Annotated in this window: 13 protein-coding genes and 1 pseudogene; 10 read left to right on the forward strand and 4 right to left on the reverse strand. The window is 50.7% G+C overall.

The annotated features are described in order from the left end of the window. Positions 1–5: 5 nt before the first annotated feature. The 5 genes from ispG (at position 6) to der (ending at position 5,915) form a co-directional block, all read left to right on the forward strand. Entirely contained in the window at positions 6–1,124 is a 1,119-nt protein-coding gene (gene ispG, locus C2M35_RS04455; RefSeq protein WP_105200223.1) for a flavodoxin-dependent (E)-4-hydroxy-3-methylbut-2-enyl-diphosphate synthase, read from the forward strand. 110 nt (positions 1,125–1,234) lie between these two features. Further along, positions 1,235–2,509, forward strand: coding sequence for a histidine--tRNA ligase (gene hisS / locus C2M35_RS04460; protein ID WP_105200224.1), 1,275 nt, complete (start codon positions 1,235–1,237; stop codon positions 2,507–2,509). A 21-nt stretch (positions 2,510–2,530) separates the two neighbouring features. Next, entirely contained in the window at positions 2,531–3,166 is a 636-nt protein-coding gene (locus C2M35_RS04465) for a YfgM family protein (RefSeq protein WP_105200225.1), read from the forward strand. Between the two features lie 11 nt (positions 3,167–3,177). Beyond that, complete coding sequence (gene bamB / locus C2M35_RS04470) at positions 3,178–4,350, forward strand: outer membrane protein assembly factor BamB (protein WP_105200226.1); 1,173 nt, start codon at positions 3,178–3,180, stop codon at positions 4,348–4,350. Between the two features lie 89 nt (positions 4,351–4,439). Then, positions 4,440–5,915: a ribosome biogenesis GTPase Der gene (der, locus tag C2M35_RS04475; protein ID WP_105200227.1), complete on the forward strand. Its 1,476-nt coding sequence runs from the start codon at positions 4,440–4,442 to the stop codon at positions 5,913–5,915. A gap of 131 nt (positions 5,916–6,046) precedes the next feature. Here der and C2M35_RS04480 read toward each other — a convergent pair whose 3' ends face one another. After that, complete coding sequence (locus C2M35_RS04480) at positions 6,047–7,738, reverse strand: dipeptidyl-peptidase 3 family protein (RefSeq protein ID WP_105264700.1); 1,692 nt, start codon at positions 7,736–7,738, stop codon at positions 6,047–6,049. Between the two features lie 326 nt (positions 7,739–8,064). Between C2M35_RS04480 and C2M35_RS04485 the strand changes: the two genes are divergently transcribed. Further along, positions 8,065–8,904 (forward strand): HDOD domain-containing protein, encoded by an 840-nt coding sequence (locus C2M35_RS04485; RefSeq protein WP_105264701.1) that lies wholly within the window; start codon positions 8,065–8,067, stop codon positions 8,902–8,904. 150 nt (positions 8,905–9,054) lie between these two features. On the opposite strand, the gene rdgC is transcribed toward C2M35_RS04485, so the two are convergent. Together rdgC and C2M35_RS04495 are read right to left on the reverse strand one after the other, a co-directional pair. Then, positions 9,055–9,963 carry a recombination-associated protein RdgC gene (gene rdgC, locus C2M35_RS04490; RefSeq protein ID WP_105214653.1) on the reverse strand — a complete coding sequence of 303 codons (909 nt, stop codon included), beginning with the start codon at positions 9,961–9,963 and terminating at the stop codon, positions 9,055–9,057. 67 nt (positions 9,964–10,030) lie between these two features. Beyond that, complete coding sequence (locus C2M35_RS04495) at positions 10,031–11,791, reverse strand: sensor histidine kinase (protein WP_105200234.1); 1,761 nt, start codon at positions 11,789–11,791, stop codon at positions 10,031–10,033. Between the two features lie 573 nt (positions 11,792–12,364). Between C2M35_RS04495 and thrA the strand changes: the two genes are divergently transcribed. From thrA to ung, 4 genes and pseudogenes are all read left to right on the forward strand, one after another. Continuing rightward, the gene (gene thrA, locus C2M35_RS04500; RefSeq protein ID WP_105258208.1) at positions 12,365–14,782 is read left to right on the forward strand and encodes a bifunctional aspartate kinase/homoserine dehydrogenase I; all 2,418 of its coding nucleotides are present in this window, start codon (positions 12,365–12,367) and stop codon (positions 14,780–14,782) included. Positions 14,783–14,791: 9 nt separating this feature from the next. Next, a pseudogene (thrB, locus tag C2M35_RS04505) lies at positions 14,792–15,732 on the forward strand (homoserine kinase). After that, positions 15,732–17,015 carry a threonine synthase gene (gene thrC / locus C2M35_RS04510; protein WP_105264702.1) on the forward strand — a complete coding sequence of 428 codons (1,284 nt, stop codon included), beginning with the start codon at positions 15,732–15,734 and terminating at the stop codon, positions 17,013–17,015. Before thrB ends, thrC begins: the two are co-directional and overlap by 1 nt. Before the next feature lie 66 nt (positions 17,016–17,081). Further along, a complete protein-coding gene (gene ung / locus C2M35_RS04515) occupies positions 17,082–17,747 on the forward strand; it encodes a uracil-DNA glycosylase (protein ID WP_105200238.1) in 666 nt (221 codons plus the stop codon). Between the two features lie 53 nt (positions 17,748–17,800). Here the strand turns inward: ung and C2M35_RS04520 are convergent, their stop codons facing one another. Further along, positions 17,801–17,986 (reverse strand): DUF3545 family protein, encoded by a 186-nt coding sequence (locus C2M35_RS04520; protein ID WP_105200239.1) that lies wholly within the window; start codon positions 17,984–17,986, stop codon positions 17,801–17,803. Positions 17,987–18,108 lie beyond the last annotated feature (122 nt).

An 18,108-nucleotide genomic window follows, 5' to 3' on the forward strand; every position in this document is an offset into this window, starting at 1 on the left:
GTAGTATGTTTTCAGAGTCACCAATCAAGCGCCGCAAGTCTACGCGTATTTATGTTGGCGATGTGCCGATTGGCGATGGTGCGCCCATTGCCGTGCAATCCATGACCAATACCGACACCATGGATGTCGATGCCACGGTGAAGCAAATTCAGGATATCGCCCAGGCTGGTGCCGATATCGTGCGAGTGTCCGTACCCACCATGGCGGCCGCTGAAGCATTTAAAAGCATAAAAGAGCAGGTCGATATTCCCCTGGTCACAGATATTCACTTCGACTACCGCATCGCCCTGAAGGTGGCGGAATATGGCGCCGATTGTTTGCGCATTAACCCGGGTAATATCGGCAGCGAAGACAGGATCCGTGCCGTGGTTGATGCCGCCGGCGCGCGCAATATTCCTATCCGTATCGGTGTCAACGGTGGCTCCTTAGAGCGTGACTTGCAGGAAAAATATGGTGAGCCAACGCCCGAGGCGCTGTTGGAATCGGCCATGCGTCATGTGGAAATTCTCCAGCGTCTTAACTTCGACCAGTTTAAGGTATCGGTTAAGGCCTCCGACGTATTCCTGGCGGTAGGCGCCTATCGCCTGCTGGCTAAAGAGATAGATCAACCTCTGCACCTAGGCATTACCGAAGCCGGCGGTTTCCGCTCCGGTTCGGTGAAATCCGCGGTGGGTCTTGGCATGTTATTGGCTGAGGGCATTGGCGATACCTTACGCGTATCCCTTGCCGCCGATCCTGTGCAAGAGATCAAGGTGGGTTTCGATATCCTAAAATCCCTGCGTATTCGTTCGCGTGGCATTAACTTTATTGCCTGCCCGAGCTGCTCTCGTCAGGAGTTTGATGTGGTCAGCACCATGAACCAATTGGAAGAGCGCTTAGAAGATGTGATCACACCGATGACGGTGTCGGTGATCGGTTGTGTTGTGAACGGCCCAGGCGAAGCCCTGGTCAGCGATATCGGCTTGGCCGGTGCCAACCGTCGTTCTGGCTTGTATATCAATGGTGAGCGTCAAAAGACCCGCATCGACAACGATCATATCGTTGAGCAGCTGGAGCAGCACGTGCGCGAATACCTTGCCAAGCAGGAACAGCAGCAGCCAATTGACATTAAATTAGTTGATTAAGGCCGGCGCCGGTACTTGGTGGTAGCGGCGCAATCAGGCTATAATAGCGCGCTTTATCGACGCTTTTTCACGGGCTCAGCGCAGCCTACTACAGAATTTTGGGATTATCAGTGGCAAAACAAATTCAAGCAGTTCGCGGCATGAACGACACCCTTCCGGGCGACACCCAAGTATGGCAAAAAGTGGAAGACACTTTGCGTCAGTGTGTGGCCTCATTTGGTTATCAAGAAATCCGTTTCCCCATTGTTGAGTCAACCGACCTGTTTAAGCGTTCTATCGGTGAAGTAACCGATATCGTTGAAAAAGAAATGTATACCTTTGAGGATCGCAACGGCGACAGCTTGACATTGCGCCCAGAGGGTACGGCCGTGTGTGTACGTGCCGGTAACGAAAATGGCCTGCTGTACAACCAGGAACAGCGCCTTTGGTATATGGGTCCCATGTTCCGTCACGAGCGTCCGCAAAAAGGCCGTTACCGTCAGTTTCACCAGTTTGGTCTGGAAGTGTTTGGTATTGCCAGTGCCGATATTGATGCCGAAGTGATCATGTTGACGGCGCAGCTGTGGCAGCAATTCGGTATTAGCGAGCATGTGCGCCTGGAGCTGAACTCATTAGGTTCAAACGAAGCACGCGCCGCCTACCGTGATGCCCTGGTGGCCTATCTTGAGCTGCATGAAGACAAGCTGGACGAAGACTCCAAGCGTCGTATGCACTCAAATCCGCTGCGCGTTTTGGACAGCAAAAATCCGGACGTACAAGCCATCCTGGTAGATGCGCCTAAGCTGTCCGAGCACCTGGATGAAGAATCACGTGCTCATTTTGCTAATTTGTGTGAACGATTAGACGCTGCGGGTATCGAATACCAGGTTAACGAAAAGTTGGTTCGTGGTCTGGATTATTATAACCGTACCGTGTTTGAATGGGTCACCGAGAGCCTGGGCGCTCAGGGTACCGTTTGTGCCGGTGGTCGTTACGACGGTCTGGTTGAGCAACTAGGCGGCAAGGCCACCCCTGCAGTTGGTTTTGCCATGGGTATGGAGCGCTTGGTGTTGCTACTTCAGGCTCTTGACTGTGTTGGCGAAATACGCCGCAACGCCGATGTGTATGTAGCGGCCATGGGTGAGCAGGCTAGCATTCAAGCCCCTGTGATCGCCTCTAAGCTGCGCGCCGACGTGCCTGGCTTACGTGTCTTGGTACATGCCGGTGGCGGCAACTTTAAGAAACAATTAAAACGTGCTGATAAAAGCGGTGCCGAAGTGGCACTGATTTTAGGCGAAGATGAACTCAACCAAGGTGTGGTAACTGTGAAATACCTACGCGAAGAAAAACCACAGTTAACATTGGCCTTGGATGAAATTACCCAGCTGTTGGCTGACATGATTTAGACCCAAGTCTAAGAGGTAATGATGGAAATTTATTCAACAGAAGAACAACAAGCAGAAGCGATTAAAGGCTTTTTTAAAGAACACGGCGTATCAATCGCCCTTGGTATCGTTATCGGCCTGGGTGGCTTGTACGGCTGGAAAGCCTATAACCAGCACCAGATCACCAGCGCCGAAGCAGCTTCGGATGCATTTAATCAGGTAGCACAAAGCACAGAAGTTGAAGGTGCCGATGTGATCGCGCAAAGCGAAACCCTGATGCAGCAGCATGAAGGTTCAAGCTACGCCGTATTGGCCGCCTTTGTTGCCGCCAAAGAAGCGGTAGATGCGCAGCAACTTGATGTAGCCGCAGAGAAACTGACCTGGGCACAACAACATGCACCGACTAAAGAGCTTAAAGCCATTGCCACCACGCGTTTAGCGCGAGTGCAATTGGCACAGCAAAACTATGATGCTGCCTTAGCAACCCTGGGCACCGAATTACCGGCAAGCTATGAAGCCGCTGTTGCCGAATTAAAAGGTGATATATACCTGGCTCAAGGCGATAAAGAACAGGCTCGCATCGCTTATCAAAGCGCGGCGGATAAAGGTGGCTTAGAAAGCAACCCGCTATTGCAAGTTAAATTGGACGATTTGGCAGCGCAAACGCCAGCTGCGTAGGGAGCGGGTTGATGAAAAAGGTTACTCTTGCAGGGATTGCCTTATGTATGGCGACCTTGGCGGGTTGTTCGTCGAACGACGAAGAAGAGTTGGTATTACCGGAAATTAATAACCAGTTCGAAACCCAGGTAGTGTGGCAAGAAACGGTAGGCGATGGCGTTGAGCATTATTTCTCACGTTTGCAGCCAGCCTTTTATAAAGACAGAGTATTTGTGGCCGCGCGCAACGGTGAGGTTGAAGCCTTATCTTTAGCCGATGGCGATACCCTGTGGCAAACGGATGTGCGTGACGACTCAGGCTTCTGGCCTTGGTCAAGCGAAGAAAGCGCTAAGCTTTCGGGCGGTATTCTGCAGGCTTACGGCAAGATCTTTATCGGTTCTGAACATGGTCAGGTGGTGGCGCTGGATCGCGAAACAGGTGAGTTGATTTGGCGTAAAAGCGTACCCGGTGAGGCGCTATCCCGCCCAGCAGCTGGCGACGGTTTAATCTATGTAAACCTGGGTTCAGGCCGCTTGTTAGCCTTGCACCCGGATACAGGTGAAGAGCGCTGGCGCTATGAGCAAGAAGTGCCGCCGCTAACACTGCGTGGTTTAAGCTCACCAACGGTTGCCAATGGTGGTGTGCTGGTAGGTGAAGAAACCGGTAAATTGACCGTGTTAATCGCCGACAGTGGCTTTGCCGCATGGCAAGCCGAAGTGGCGCAGCCTAAAGGTGCCTCAGAGTTTGAGCGTTTGGTTGATGTTGATACCGAGCCAAAGGTCAGTGGCGCCATGGTTTATACCCTGGCTTACAATGGTAACCTGGCGGCGGTGGATATCCGCTCCGGCAACGTGGTATGGAAACGTGAATACAGCAGCTATCGCGAATTCAGCATTGTTGGCGACACCATTTATGTGGTCGACAGCGACGGTGTTATCTATGCTTTGGATAAGAGCTCGGGCATTGAACGCTGGTCGCAAGCGGCTTTACGCGGTTGGTATATTACCGGCCCTGCGGTATTAGGCAACTACCTGGCAGTAGGCGACCAAGAAGGTAATCTGCACTGGATTGACCGCAATAGCGGTGAGTTGGTAGCGCGTCATGAATTTGATGACTCGGGCTTTTATGTTGAGCCTATCCTTGCCGATGACCGCTTGATTGTTATCACTCGCGACGGTGAAGTCAGCGCCATTAAAGCGCAATAATTTAGTTAATTAGGCTATGTCCTAAGATAGGCTTCGCCTTAGGCCAGATGGCTACGGCGGAGCTTTTTTGTTATTTGAAGAGGTACATTATGCTTCCTGTGATCGCCTTAGTTGGGCGACCTAATGTCGGTAAATCGACATTGTTCAACCGCTTAACTCGCACCCGCGACGCACTTGTTGCGGACTTCCCGGGCCTTACTCGTGATCGTAAATACGGCCAGGCGAGCTATGACGGCTTTGACTTTATCGTTGTTGATACCGGCGGTATTGATGGCTCCGAAGAGGGTATCGAAACCGAAATGGCCGAGCAGTCTCTGCTGGCGATCGAAGAAGCGGATGTGGTGCTGTTCCTTGTGGATGCCCGTGCCGGTATGACGGTGGCCGATCAGGCCATTGCCCAGCACCTGCGCAAGCAAGAGAAAAAGGTGTTTGTGGTTGCCAACAAAACCGATGGCATCGACGCCGACTCAAACTGTGCCGAGTTTTATCAACTGGCCATGGGTGAGGTATACCAGATAGCCGCTGCTCATGGTCGTGGTATCACAGGTCTGCTAAACAGCGCCTTACAGCCGGTAATCGAAGAGCTTGCCAAAGAGCGCCAACTGCTGATCGAAGAAGACCCGTTTGCCGCCTATGATGACGAGCATCAGCCTCAGGGCGAAGGCGAAGAAGGTGAGCAGGAAGAGCTTGCCGATAAGGCCATTAAACTCGCCATTATCGGTCGCCCTAACGTAGGTAAATCAACGCTGACCAACCGTATTCTCGGTGAAGAGCGGGTGATAGTGTACGATATGCCGGGCACCACCCGGGACTCTATTTACATCCCTATGACCCGTAACGACCGCGAGTATGTGCTGATCGACACCGCCGGTGTTCGTAAGCGTAAAAAGGTCAGTGATGTGGTCGAGAAGTTCTCGGTGATCAAGACCCTTAAAGCTATTGAAGACGCCAATGTGGTGCTTTTGGTGATCGATGCCCGCACAGGTATTTCGGATCAGGACCTGAGCCTGCTGGGCTTCGCCCTCAATGCCGGCCGTTCTTTGGTATTGGCGGTAAACAAATGGGATGGCCTGGACAGCGATGTGAAGGACCGTATTAAGTCTGAGCTTGACCGTCGTTTAGGCTTTGTTGACTTTGCCCGTATTCACTTTATCTCTGCCTTGCATGGCACCGGGGTAGGCCACCTGTTCGAGTCGGTTGAAGAAGCCTATGACTCGGCCACCAAGCGTATCAGCACCGCCATGTTACGTCGTATTATGGATATGGCTCAGGCCGATCACCAGCCGCCGCTGGTACGTGGTCGCCGCGTTAAGCTCAAATATGCTCACGCCGGTGGTTATAACCCGCCACGTATCGTGATCCACGGTAACCAGGTGCACGAGCTGCCGGACAGTTATAAGCGTTACCTGATGAACTATTACCGCAAGGCGCTGAATATTATGGGGACGCCAATTAAGATCGAGTTCCGTGAAGGGGATAACCCTTACGCCGGTCGCAGCAATAAGATGACCCTGTCGCAGCGTCGTCGTATTAGAAAAATTGGCCAGGAGAGCAAGGACAAGTAAGTTCTTCTCCCTGCTAGCAAAAGGCGCTCATTGAGCGCCTTTTCTGTGTTTGCCATCTTGTATAGCGGGTAAAAAAAATAGCGCCTTCGGGCCAGAGGCCCGGGCGCTATTTATTATGCCGGGGTTTGGGCTTATTCCAGACCCAACACCTTTTTACCCTGAGTAAAGTCTACGTCTACCGGGATATTGGCCTGACTTAGTTTTTCCAGGTCGGCGGCAAGCTCTGGTTTGATATCGCCCATAGAGGCAACCAGTTGATCCACCTTTTGATAATCGCCGTTACCCTGCAGGGTTAAGATCAGGCTAGAAAGCTTGGCCATGGCCGCGCCCATCTTATCCATATTAACGCGGTAGAGGCCGTTATCGTCTTTAGAGAAAGCGCCTTCCTGTTTAAAGAAGTTAAAGCGGATCATGTTCGCCTTACCATGAGCGCTTGAAGCACCGAAACGAACCGAGCGGAAAATGCCGGCCATAAAGGTGACATAGTAGTCTTCCAGCGTGCCTTCGGTGATCTCGCCTTTTTTCAGCAACTGTTCAACCATGTACAGACCAAGGATATCCGCCTTGCCTTCTTCCAGGGCGCTGGCATGCTCTTGCAGTGATTGACGTACCGTTCCCTTGTCGGTGATGGTATTTTTAATGCCCAGGCCGTGCGCCACTTCGTGGAACATGGTGTTGGCAAAGAAAGCATCGAAGGTGATGTGCTTACGCTGCTCTGGGACGATAAGCTCGGCGGCGATCGGCATCAAAATCTTATCGAACTTGGCGCGCATGGCGTTTTTCAGTTGCAGGCGACGGGTGCCTTTTTCCAACTGTACCTGCTCATCGTTCGGCAGGTTGATGGCGATGGTTTTGCTGCCGGCATTTGAGTGGCCTGCGTAGTAGATCACATCGTAGGCGTTAAGGTCGGCATCCGACCCCGGTACTTCTTGCTTGTACTCGTCGGCAACCGGCAGGCCTTTTTGCAGCTCAGGGAGGAACTGGGCAAATTTGGCCAGGCGCTCACTCCAGGCCATGTCTTTTACCAATACATAAGACTCGAATGCAGCGCGGTAACCGAACAGCTGATCTTCATAGGTTTCAATGGGGCCAATCACCACGTCGATGGGATTATTTTTCATATCCATCCAGGCGAAATCTGAGGCTTGGTAGTCGTCGCTTAACAGGGCGTCGGCACGCATACTCAGGTAGTTGGCGAATTCTTTGTCTTCGGCAAGTTCACTGGCTTCGCGCAGCAACTTGGCGGCGGCCTCTAGTTCGGTTGCATATTCTTGCGAATAGGCGACGCTGTATAGCTTGCCTTCGGCATCGCGTTTGATCACAGAGTAAAGGCCGGTTTTATCCCCAAGATCGCTATTCTCTAGCTCTTCTTTGCTCATATCCGCAGGATAGAATTGGGCGCCGGCCGATTTAGCTTCGAAACCCGAGAGGAATAGCTGATCGCCATTGAGACGATCCCAAGGGCCATAGTTGATCTTGGCAAAGTGACGAACTTTTTCATCGCTTAGGCTGTTTAGGAACTCGGCTCGGTCACCGCCGAAAGCCTGTCGCCAGAAGAGCTCGTCCATAATTTTTGAGGCATCGATCAGCTTGGCCAGCATTTTCTTCTGGTTGCCGCTTAGGTGCGTTAGATCTGTATTCAGTTCGAAGTCGGTATAGATATTCAAACGGCTCGGAGCGATATTGATTAACTCTACGGCTGCATTGCTAGGTGCTTGTTCGGCAACGGTTTCGCTGCTGCTTTGCGGCTGTTTTGAACAACCACTAAGGGCAACTAAGCCACCGAGCAGCATGGCTTGAGAGATTTTCGACAGTTTACGCATAAGAGTCCTCGTTGAGTAATTATGAGTCTTGTGGTGCCGGATAAGACTCACAAAATTAGTGAATGCCGGGCTAAGAAGGTGATCCATACCGAGCATGCCTTATATTGGCGATGAGCCTTCTGGATGCTTTTTGGCCGCCAGAGGCACTGATTTTTGTAGTCTTATTTAACCAATTCGTTGTTGTGCTGACAACGGTAAAAAACAGGATAAGGGCGACAAATTTCTAAAATTAATGGTTTTTTGCGCTATCACTTTTAAAACTTTCTCGCTAACTTATAAACAGAAACAAGAAGAGCGTTCGCGTTGCTGAGAAAGGATACCGGATAATGTCTACCGAAAATGCCTTGTTTACCATCTTGGTTGATCGCATTCAGAGCGAGACCCTGATACTACCTTCCCTGCCCGAAGTGGCCTTAAAAGTACGTGCCAGTGCCGATGATCCGGATATTTCCTCGCACGCCATGGCGGATATGATTGCCACGGATCCAGCCTTGGCGACGCGCATCATTAAGCTTGCCAACAGTAATTTAATGAACAGCTCGGTGAAGGTGACTGGGGTTAATCAGGCGGTGACATGTGTCGGCTTAGGGCCAATTAAGAATATCGCTACGGCGTTGGCCATGGAGCAGTTGTTTGTGTCGCAAAACCCCGTGATCAAGGGGTATATGGATACGGCCTGGCAGAAGACCAATAAGGCTGCTTGTCATGCCATGGTGCTGGTGCAGCAATTTCGTGAGCAGCAGCAACATGCTCGCATTAACGCAGACACCATCACTCTGGCGGCGCTCACATACAACATAGGGATTGTGCCGATTTTAACCGAAGCGGAAAAACACCCAGAGGTGTTTGCGAACCCTTGCTTTCTCGCTCATGCCATTCAAAAACTGGCCGGTTGCATCGGTGCCGCTACCTTAACAGCATGGGGTTTTTCCGAGGAGTTTGTTGAGCTTGCTAAGCTGTGGTGCGATCCAAACTATCGCCCAGAGGACATAGAGTTTGTTGACTTTGTGCGTCTGGGAGCGATTCTTGAAGGCATTTTGCAGGTCTCAGATAAAACGGCGGCACTGCAGGTGTATGTGGATAAGGGCATTATTCCATCGCATGCACTGTTTGCCGAGGACGAGTATCAGGAGTTAGTCAAAGATACCTATGAGGTGTTTTTATAGCTTGGCCTTGCCGCCGTGCTTGTAGGTCGGCCTTTGCCGCCATAGTTGTAGGTCGGTCTTTCAGGCCGACAAAAAGCCACATGGTTAAACTTGTCGGCGCAAAGCACCGACCTACACTATTTGTCGGCGCAAAGCACCGACATTTAAGCCTTACAGATCTTTGGCGTCGCCGAGCTCTTTGGTTAAGGCTTCAAGTAATTCCTTGATTTCTTCCGATGCCAGAATAAAGTCGGCATCCAGTTTCACCGCCATATCTTCTTTTGGAATATCGGCATTTTCTTCTTTCAATACCTCGGCATAGTTTACGCGTTTAATCGAACCGTCGTTTTGCAGCATAAACTTGATGCGTTCATGGTATTCCAATGCCAGCTTGGTGACTTCCTTGCCATTGTCCAAATGGTTTTTCACCTCGTCAGTGGCCAGGTCATGGCCCTTAAGCTTGACTTGGGCGCCATTGTCATCCGGATCCTGCAACTCGGCGTCAAGGCCGATGGCAAAGCCTTCCGGGGCATTAAAGTCTTTTAACCAGGAAGTAAGGAATAAACCCAGGTCATAGTTGGCAAAGGCGGGCACCACGGGCAAGGTGCCCAATGATTTACGTAGCAGCGCCAGTAGCTCTTCGGCCTTGTTAAAGCTGCCGCTATTGACGACTACCCAACCATTTTCCATATCGATAAAGGCATATTGCAGGCTCGACTTTTTAAAGGCCTGAGGCAGCAGGGTATTAAGGATATTCTCTTTAAGCTCATCCTTTTCCTTTTTGTTTACTCGGCGGTTTTCCTGTACTTCCAGTTGTTCTACCTTTTCCTGCAGCATGTCGTTAACGACCGCAGCCGGTAGTACTTTTTCTTCGCGCTTGGCGCATACCAGAATCGAGTTTTTAGAAAAGTGGCTTAATGTTTGGCCATGCTTGCCTAGGGCCTTGGTCCAACCGAAGGTGTGCAGATCCTGACTGCCACAGGGGCGGAATAAATCCTGCTCCAGAGCCTTGTCAAAGTCTTCTTGCTGATAGCTGATCTCTTGCTTAAAACGATAGCAAATTAGGTTACTAAACCACATAAATATACTTCCATGGAGCGCCAAAGGCGCAAATTTATAGTGCCGCCATCATAACGGAGTGGCGTCGCTAATTAAACATTAGCATGGGTTTTGGCAGGTCTTTCGGGAGCGAGATGAAATACTGCAACCCCTGATTAGGTGTGCTGCTGACTGATATCTCGCCGCACAGGGTTTGTTTTACCAGGTTAAAGGTAATATGGGTGCCCAAGCCGCTGCCGCCCTGGTCCCGCTTAGTGGTGAAGTAGGGGTTGAATAGCTGTTCCAGTTGCATCGCATTGACGCCGCAACCATCGTCTCTGTATTCGATTAATACCCGCTCATCCTGTTCTCGGATCAGTATATCTATATGACCGTGCTTGGTTTGTTCAAAGCCATGGATCAGCGAGTTCATAATTAAATTGGTAAAAATCTGGCTAATGGCACCGGCGGGTAAGTTAAGGATAAGGTCATCCGGGCACTGAATATTGATTTTATGTTCTGTATTTTTCAGTTTTGGATGCAAGGAGCGGATCACCTCGCCAAGGTATTCTTTTAAGTTAATGGTGCGCACCGCTTCGCTGGCTTGATCTATGGCGATTTGCTTAAAGCTGGCAATCAGCTCGTTAGCGCGGGCAAGATTATTGCCAAGCAACTCGGTACTTTGTTTTGCCTCGCCAATAAATTGCGCCAACTCGGCAGGCGTCAGAGTTTGTTTTTCGTGCGCCTGTTCCAGCTCATTAAGGCGTTCTTGTAAAAATGAGGTGGCGGTGATCCCTATGCCTACGGGAGTATTGATGTCGTGGGTAATGCCGGCAACCAGGCCGCCAAGAGCTGCCATTTTCTCCGAGCCGAGTAAGCGCTCCTGCGTGTTGTTAAGCTCATCCATATAGCGCAGCATTTCTCTTTGTTTGGCAAGCAGCTCCTGTTCGGTCTGGCGCCTCAGTTCAATTTCTTCGGTAAGATTAAGCTTTTGTTTTTCCAGCTCATATTTTTGTTGTTGCAGATCCATCATGGCCTGGCTGAGATTGGAGGTCTTACGGGCTACTTCTTGCTCGAGCTCAATATTTTGTTGGTCGAGTTTTTCGTTGCTCTTGAGCAATTCTTTTTGCGTGTATTTTAGCTTGTTGCGGTATTCGACCACCTTGGCTATCAGGTTATTAAAGGCCTGTGCCATGACGTGGAGTTCGTTTTGCTTATGGGTATCGAGTTTAATCCGGGTGTCTTCGATGGCATCCGGCTCAACCTCTTCGATTTGCTCCGTCAATTGCTGCAAAGGCAAGGTCAGGTGTTTTCTAAAAGCCAATAAAAACAGCAGGATCAAAAAGGTGGTTTTGATCATGGCGTTACCCACGAGCAGGTAAATGGAAACCATAATACGGCTGACCACCACGTCACGACTGGAAAACAAGGTGACATCGCCAACCTGGGTTTCACGGCCGGAAAATTCGAATACCAGAGGAAAGGTATAGCCAAACAGGCCTGACGGCGTATCTTCAATCATAACAGTGTCTTGCGCCAGAGGTTTAGCTTTGCGTTCACGGCTATCTAATGAGCGACCGAGTTGCGAGATCACCTCGCCGCTGTCGTCACGCACTATGATGCCCTCAACCATGGGAATGGCAATAAGGCCCTCGGCTATGGTGACGCTTTGATCTGTATTGAGCTCCCAGATGGCACGGGTCAGGCTGCCGCTAAAGGTTTGTTGCAAAATCTGCAATTCGCTGCGGATATAGCTTTTAGTGTTGAAGTATTCGGCATATATCTGTGCGCAGGTCACCACAAAGGTCAGCACAAAGTAAACGGATAAAACACTGGTAAGGAGTTTTTTCGAAAGACTGTTACGCAACATGTTTGAACTTGGCCCTGTGCAACTAAAAAAAGGCGGTGACAAAACTCCGATGTTGAGTTTGTATTTGGTGCCGCTATATCCTCGCAGAAATAGCGCTAAGGATTTTAAAAAACATACAAAATAATAGCTTATTGACAGGCGTTTAACAAAAGCAAATATTTTCGCGGCGCGGTTTTGCGCCCAGGGCAAACTTGTACTTTGTATTCTAAGTTAACAGCACAAGGTGAGGTCGTTGCGTTTGCCTGTCATAGCAAGATGCTCAAGCACTTTACAACTTCGGCCGCCAATTTGCATAAGTATTTCTACGTATTGTTTTGGATATAAGAAAAAAGCATATTATTTGTTAAATATTGCTGTTGACAGAAATAGTCATTTTCGGGCAGTCTAAATGCATGAATACAAATTACGCAACACTGACCATCATTATTACCACCACCATCCGTAGCGGATAGTGGCATGGGTCGGTGCGCGAAGAAAAAAAGGCCTATGCTCTATTGCATGGGCCTTTTTTTTTGGGGTCCTAAAAGGGCGTCATCAGCAGAATAATTGCAGTTAAACGGGAATGAGGAAGTTATGCAGGTATTGAAATTTGGCGGGTCATCACTGGCCGATGCGGATTGTTTAGCTCGGGTTAGCGCCATAGTGCGCGCCGAGCTGAAAGAGCAAATGTTACTGGTATTGTCGGCACCAGGAGGCATGACAGATGCCCTGGTGACCTTAAGCGAACTGGCGCAGTCCGGGCAGGATTACAGTATTCCCTGGCAGGCCCTGTGCGCCCGTGCCGAGGGGTTAAAATCTGAGGTTACAGCACTGGCTCAGGCGCCCGATTCATGGCCCGACTTTCAGGAGCTGAAGCGCCGCCTTGACGGCATTGCTCTGTTGGGGGAATGTCCGGATGCGGTGCACAGTTATATCATCAGCTTTGGCGAACGTATCAGTGTGGCCTTGATGCAGGCCCTGCTGGCCGACCTCGGAGCTCACTGCGTACCCGCAGATCAGGTGGTGCGCTCACATGGTGGCTTTATGGATGCGGAAGTGGATCTCGATGTATCAAAACAGCTGATGCAGCAGTATTTGCATGCCAACCCGGCAAAAGTATACATAATGCCCGGCTTTACCGGCGCCGATGAGCAGGGGCGATTAACTACGCTGGGGCGCAATGGCTCGGATTATTCAGCGGCGGTGGCGGCGGCTTGTTTGGAGGCTGAGGTTTGCCAAATTTGGACCGATGTGGATGGTGTTTACAGCGCTGATCCCCGTTATATCAAGGGCGCCACTAAGGTTGATCATCTCTCTTATAAAGAGGCCATGGAGCTCTCTTATTTTGGCGCCAAGGTGTTGCATCCTAAGACCATAATGCCCTGTGCCAAAGCGGGCGTGCCCTGTGAGATTAAAAATACCCATGCGCCTTCGCTTCCAGGCTCGCTGATCAGCGATGAGGCGCGTTCTTCTGAGCCGGTGAAAGCCATTTCCAGTTTACAGGACCTGGCCATGCTGACTGTGTCTGGCCCGGGTATGAAGGGCAAGGTGGGTATGGCGGCCAAGGTGTTTACCGCACTGGCGATGGATAATGTTTCCATCGTGCTTATCACCCAATCGAGCTGTGAGTTCAGCATTAGTTTTTGTGTGTACCAGCAGGACCTTGCTCTTGCACTAAGGGCGCTTGAGCAGGCCTTTGAGCTTGAAGCCAAGGCCGGGCTTATCGAGCCGGTGCAGGTACAGCGCCACCTCGCCATTGTGACACTGGTGGGTGACAATATGCGTGCTCATAAGGGCTTGGCTGCCAAGTTTTTTGCTTCCTTAGCGCAGGCACAAGTGAATATAGTGGCCATTGCCCAGGACTCCACGGAAAGCTCGATCTCTGCGGTGATCGATGGCGAGCTGTGTAACGATGCGGTGAAGGTGTGCCATGAAAACTTCTTTACTCATATGCCGTCCATTGATGTTTTCCTGTTAGGTTGTGGCCTGGTGGGCAGCGAATTGTTGAGCCAGGTAGAGAAGCAGCAAGAGTGGCTGAACGCGCGCAATATCAAGTTAAAGGTGCGCGGCATAGCCAACTCAAGGCAGATGCTGCTAAACGGTGAGGGGATAGATTTGCAGCAATGGCCAACGCAGTTGCAGCAAACGGCACAGGAGTTTGACCTGAAATATCTGGAACAATTCGTAAAACAGCATCACCTGATCAACCCGGTTATCGTCGATTGCAGTTCAGCGGCGGCGCTGGCGGATCAATACGTTAATTTCTTAAATGCCGGTTTCCATGTGGTCGCCGCCAATAAAAAGGCCAATACCAGCTCGCAAGCCTATTATTGGCAGTTAAAAGAAGCGGCGCAGCGCAATAACCGACGCTTCCTTTATGAAACCAATGTCGGTGCCGGTTTACCCGTACTCGATAATCTTCAGTCTTTGTTTGGCGCCGGCGACCAGCTATTGCACTTTAGCGGCATTCTGTCTGGTTCCTTGTCTTATATGTTTGGGGTGCTGAGCGATGGCTTAAGCTTGTCCGAGGCCACCATCAAGGCGAAAGAAAGTGGCTTTACCGAGCCGGATCCCCGTGATGATTTGTCCGGTACCGATGTTGCCCGCAAGTTGTTGATCATTGCCCGTGAAGCCGGATTGGAACTCGAACTTGAAGATATAGAAGTTGAGTCTGTCTTGCCGCCAGGCTTTGCTAATGGTCTCAGTGTCGATGAGTTTATGGCTAAGCTGCCCGAGCTCGACAGCGATTTTGCCGACAAGGTGTCCTCCGCCAAGGCTGAGGGTAAGGTGCTGCGTTATGTCGGCAGCATAGACAAGGGGCGCTGCAAGGTCGGCATTGAAGCGGTGGATAGCAAGCATGCCTTATTCGATATTCGCGATGGCGAAAACGCGCTGGCCATTTTGAGTCAGTATTATCAGCCAAGACCCTTTGTGATCCGTGGTTATGGGGCCGGCGCCGAAGTTACGGCGGCGGGGGTTTTCGCCGATATTCTTAAAACATTACCGCGATAAGGACATCTGATGATTCAAGTATATGCTCCGGCTTCCATAGGTAATTTTGCCGTGGGTTTTGATGCCCTAGGCGCCGCCATTGCGCCAATTGACGGCAGCTTGCTCGGTGATCTGGTTAAGGTCAGTGCCAGCACGACCACTGAGTTTGTCTGCTCCGGGCCTTATGCCCATAAGCTACCAGCGCAGGCAGAGCAAAACCTGGCCTATATGTGTTTGCAGCATTTTAAACAGGCGGTGGCTCCGGATATGCCAGCGGTGCGTTTAGAGCTGGTAAAAAACCTGCCCGTAGGTTCGGGTTTGGGCTCCAGTGCCTGCTCCGTGGTGGCAACTATTGCTGCATTGGATAAGTTTGCCGGCACCAGGCTCAGTGATGAGGCACTGATCGAGCTGATGGCCGACTTTGAGGCCAAGGTCAGTGGCGGCCGCCATTACGACAATATCACCCCTTGTTATTTGGTGGCCTGCAACTAACGGCGGAATTTATTCCAGGTAAGTCTCTGGCCATTATGACCCCGGATAACTGGTATCCGGTGGTGGCTTTTCCCGGGGTTACGCTTAACACCGCCAAGGCGCGTGCGGTGCTGCCAAAGCAGCTGGATATGCACCACAGTGTTGAATTTGCTCAGCGCCTTAGCGCTTTTTGTACTTTGATGCTGCAACAGCGCAGCGAAGAGGCGCTGTCGATCATGATAGATACTGTGGCCGAGCCCCATAGGGCGCAATTGATCGAAGGCTTCAGCGCGGCGCAACAGGCGCTGTTACAGCTAGGCGCCAAAGCGGTCAGTATTTCTGGCGCCGGGCCGACACTGTTTGCGCTATGCGACAACCTCGCCAGCGCCGAGCTGTGCCAGCAGTGGCTCAGCGACCACTATATTAATGAACAAGGTTTTAGCCATATTTGCCAACTCGATTGGGCCGACACCAGAGAATTGAATGAGGAACTAGGGTAATGCAGTTATATAATTTGCAAGATAATGAGCAGGTGGTGTCTTTTGTTGAGGCGGTAAAAACTGGCCTAGGTCGCAATCAAGGGGTGTTTTTCCCTACCGAGCTGACGCCCTTGGCGGATGTTGATGCCTTACTGGAACTCGACTTTGTTACCCGCAGTGCCAAGGTATTGCGTCATCTGTTAGGGGATGAATTGAGCGATGACACCCTGGCGCACATGGTCGCGGGGGCCTTTACCTTCCCTGCGCCCTTGGTCAAGGTCGCCGATAACCTCCATTGTTTAGAGCTGTTTCACGGTCCGACTCTGGCCTTTAAAGACTTTGGCGGACGCTTTATGGCCCAATGCCTGGCGCAGTTTAGTCAGGGCGAGAAGGTTACTATTTTAACCGCCACCAGTGGCGATACCGGAGCCGCCGTGGCTCATGCCTTTTATGGTAAAGAGAATGTCGATGTGGTGATCCTCTATCCCGAAGGCAAGATCTCCGAGGCACAACAAAAGCTGTTTACCACCCTTGGCGGCAATGTACATTGTTACAGCGTTAAAGGCTCCTTCGATGATTGCCAGGCCATGGTCAAGCAGGGCTTTTTGGATGAAGAGCTGAAATCGCGACTTGGCCTTAACTCGGCCAACTCTATCAATATCAGCCGACTATTGGCGCAGGTCTGCTACTACTTTGAGGCAGTGGCGCAACTGCCGAAAGAGCAAAGAGCGAGCGCACATATTTCTGTGCCCAGTGGTAACTTTGGTAACGTCTGTGCGGCCATGATAGCGGCGGTGATCGGCTTGCCTATCAGCAAGTTGTCGGCCACCACTAACCAAAACGATACCGTACCGCGTTACCTTGAGTCCAAACAATGGCAGCCCAATGAGACTTTGGAGTCCCTATCTAATGCCATGGATGTGAGCCGGCCAAATAACTGGCCGCGGGTGCAGGTGATGCTCGACAGTGGCCAGTTTAGCTATAACGACTTTTTCTCTCATGGTGTGGACGAAGCGACCACTGCGGCGGCAATGCGCGAGTTACAGCAACTAGGCTACATGGCCGAGCCGCACACCGCGATTGCCTATCAGGGATTAAAGACGGATTTGGCCCCGGGCGAGCAGGGGATCTTTTTGGCCACCGCTCATCCGGCCAAGTTTAAAGACAGTGTGGAAGAGATTTTGGGTATTTCATTAGAAATGCCCAAGGCCCTGGCCGATGCCCTTGCCAAGCCCTGCTTAGCCGAACCCATGAGCGCCGACTATACGCAGTTGCGTGAAGCTATGCTGGCGAAACTCGGTTAATTTGGTAAGCTAGCTTTAGCTTTAACAAGACGGCCTCGGAGCCGTCTTTTTTATTCGAGAGCTTATATGACATCCTGGTCCGATTTATTGGCAGCGCAAAAAAAGCAGGCCTATTTTCAAGAGACATTAGATTATGTGCAGCAGCGTCGCGATGCGGGTGTTGCCGTGTATCCGCCCAAAGAGCAGGTGTTTGACGCATTTCGCGCCACCGAGTTTAACGATGTAAAGGTGGTGATCTTGGGTCAGGACCCATACCATGGTCCAAATCAGGCCCATGGTCTGTGTTTTTCCGTATTGCCTGGGGTTAAGGCACCGCCTTCGCTGGCTAATATGTATAAGGAGTTGGCACAGGATATTCCTGATTTTGCCATCCCCAATCATGGTTATCTGCAGTCCTGGGCCGAGCAGGGGGTGTTATTGCTTAATACCGTGCTGACGGTGGAGCAGGGCGAGGCTCATTCCCACAAGCATCTTGGTTGGGAGCATTTTACCGATCAGGTGATTGCCGCACTAAATGAGCAAGGTGAGGGGATTGTCTTTTTACTCTGGGGCGCGCATGCGCAAAAGAAGGGCAAGCATATCGACACCACTAAGCACTTTGTGCTTAAGGCGCCGCACCCGTCTCCCTTGTCGGCACACCGAGGCTTTTTTGGTTGTGGTCACTTTTCAAAGGCCAATAAGCTGCTCACAGAGCAAGGAAAACAACCCATAGACTGGCGCTTGCCCAGCTAAGCTAATGCCATAAAAAGCCATAAAAAAAGGAGCAATAAATGCTCCTTTTTTTACTAGAAATCTAGCTCTTCTAAGGCGATGGTATCGCTGAATAGATCGAGTTCTTGTAGTTCTTTACGTAAACGTTGTTTATCTTTCAGTGCTTCGATTTCGCGCCACTTTCGTTTTTTATTACGACCGGAATTCTTTCTCGCCTCTGGACCTTCTATTATTTTTAGTAGTTCGTTCAGACTATCCATGACACTCTCCTGTATAACTAACGCAATCAATCTATACCATAGAAAGTACAAAAATAAAACGAAATTGTTTATTTTAAGTTACAGGAAAGTGATGTTTTTATTACCGGGGAATTGTGTGAGAA

It is taken from the genome of Pseudoalteromonas sp. T1lg76 (genome assembly GCF_002964725.1).
GTDB lineage: Bacteria > Pseudomonadota > Gammaproteobacteria > Enterobacterales > Alteromonadaceae > Pseudoalteromonas.

Excerpts from the sequence above, each read along its gene's own strand:
- ispG (WP_105200223.1), top strand. The coding sequence starts at position 6 with ATGTTTTCAGAGTCACCAATCAAGCGCCGCAAGTCTACGCGTATTTAT.
- C2M35_RS04465 (WP_105200225.1), top strand. The coding sequence starts at position 2,531 with ATGGAAATTTATTCAACAGAAGAACAACAAGCAGAAGCGATTAAAGGC.
- bamB (WP_105200226.1), top strand. The coding sequence starts at position 3,178 with ATGAAAAAGGTTACTCTTGCAGGGATTGCCTTATGTATGGCGACCTTG.
- der (WP_105200227.1), top strand. The coding sequence starts at position 4,440 with ATGCTTCCTGTGATCGCCTTAGTTGGGCGACCTAATGTCGGTAAATCG.
- C2M35_RS04480 (WP_105264700.1), bottom strand. The coding sequence starts at position 7,738 with ATGCGTAAACTGTCGAAAATCTCTCAAGCCATGCTGCTCGGTGGCTTA.
- C2M35_RS04485 (WP_105264701.1), top strand. The coding sequence starts at position 8,065 with ATGTCTACCGAAAATGCCTTGTTTACCATCTTGGTTGATCGCATTCAG.
- rdgC (WP_105214653.1), bottom strand. The coding sequence starts at position 9,963 with ATGTGGTTTAGTAACCTAATTTGCTATCGTTTTAAGCAAGAGATCAGC.
- C2M35_RS04495 (WP_105200234.1), bottom strand. The coding sequence starts at position 11,791 with ATGTTGCGTAACAGTCTTTCGAAAAAACTCCTTACCAGTGTTTTATCC.
- thrA (WP_105258208.1), top strand. The coding sequence starts at position 12,365 with ATGCAGGTATTGAAATTTGGCGGGTCATCACTGGCCGATGCGGATTGT.
- thrC (WP_105264702.1), top strand. The coding sequence starts at position 15,732 with ATGCAGTTATATAATTTGCAAGATAATGAGCAGGTGGTGTCTTTTGTT.
- ung (WP_105200238.1), top strand. The coding sequence starts at position 17,082 with ATGACATCCTGGTCCGATTTATTGGCAGCGCAAAAAAAGCAGGCCTAT.
- C2M35_RS04520 (WP_105200239.1), bottom strand. The coding sequence starts at position 17,986 with ATGGATAGTCTGAACGAACTACTAAAAATAATAGAAGGTCCAGAGGCG.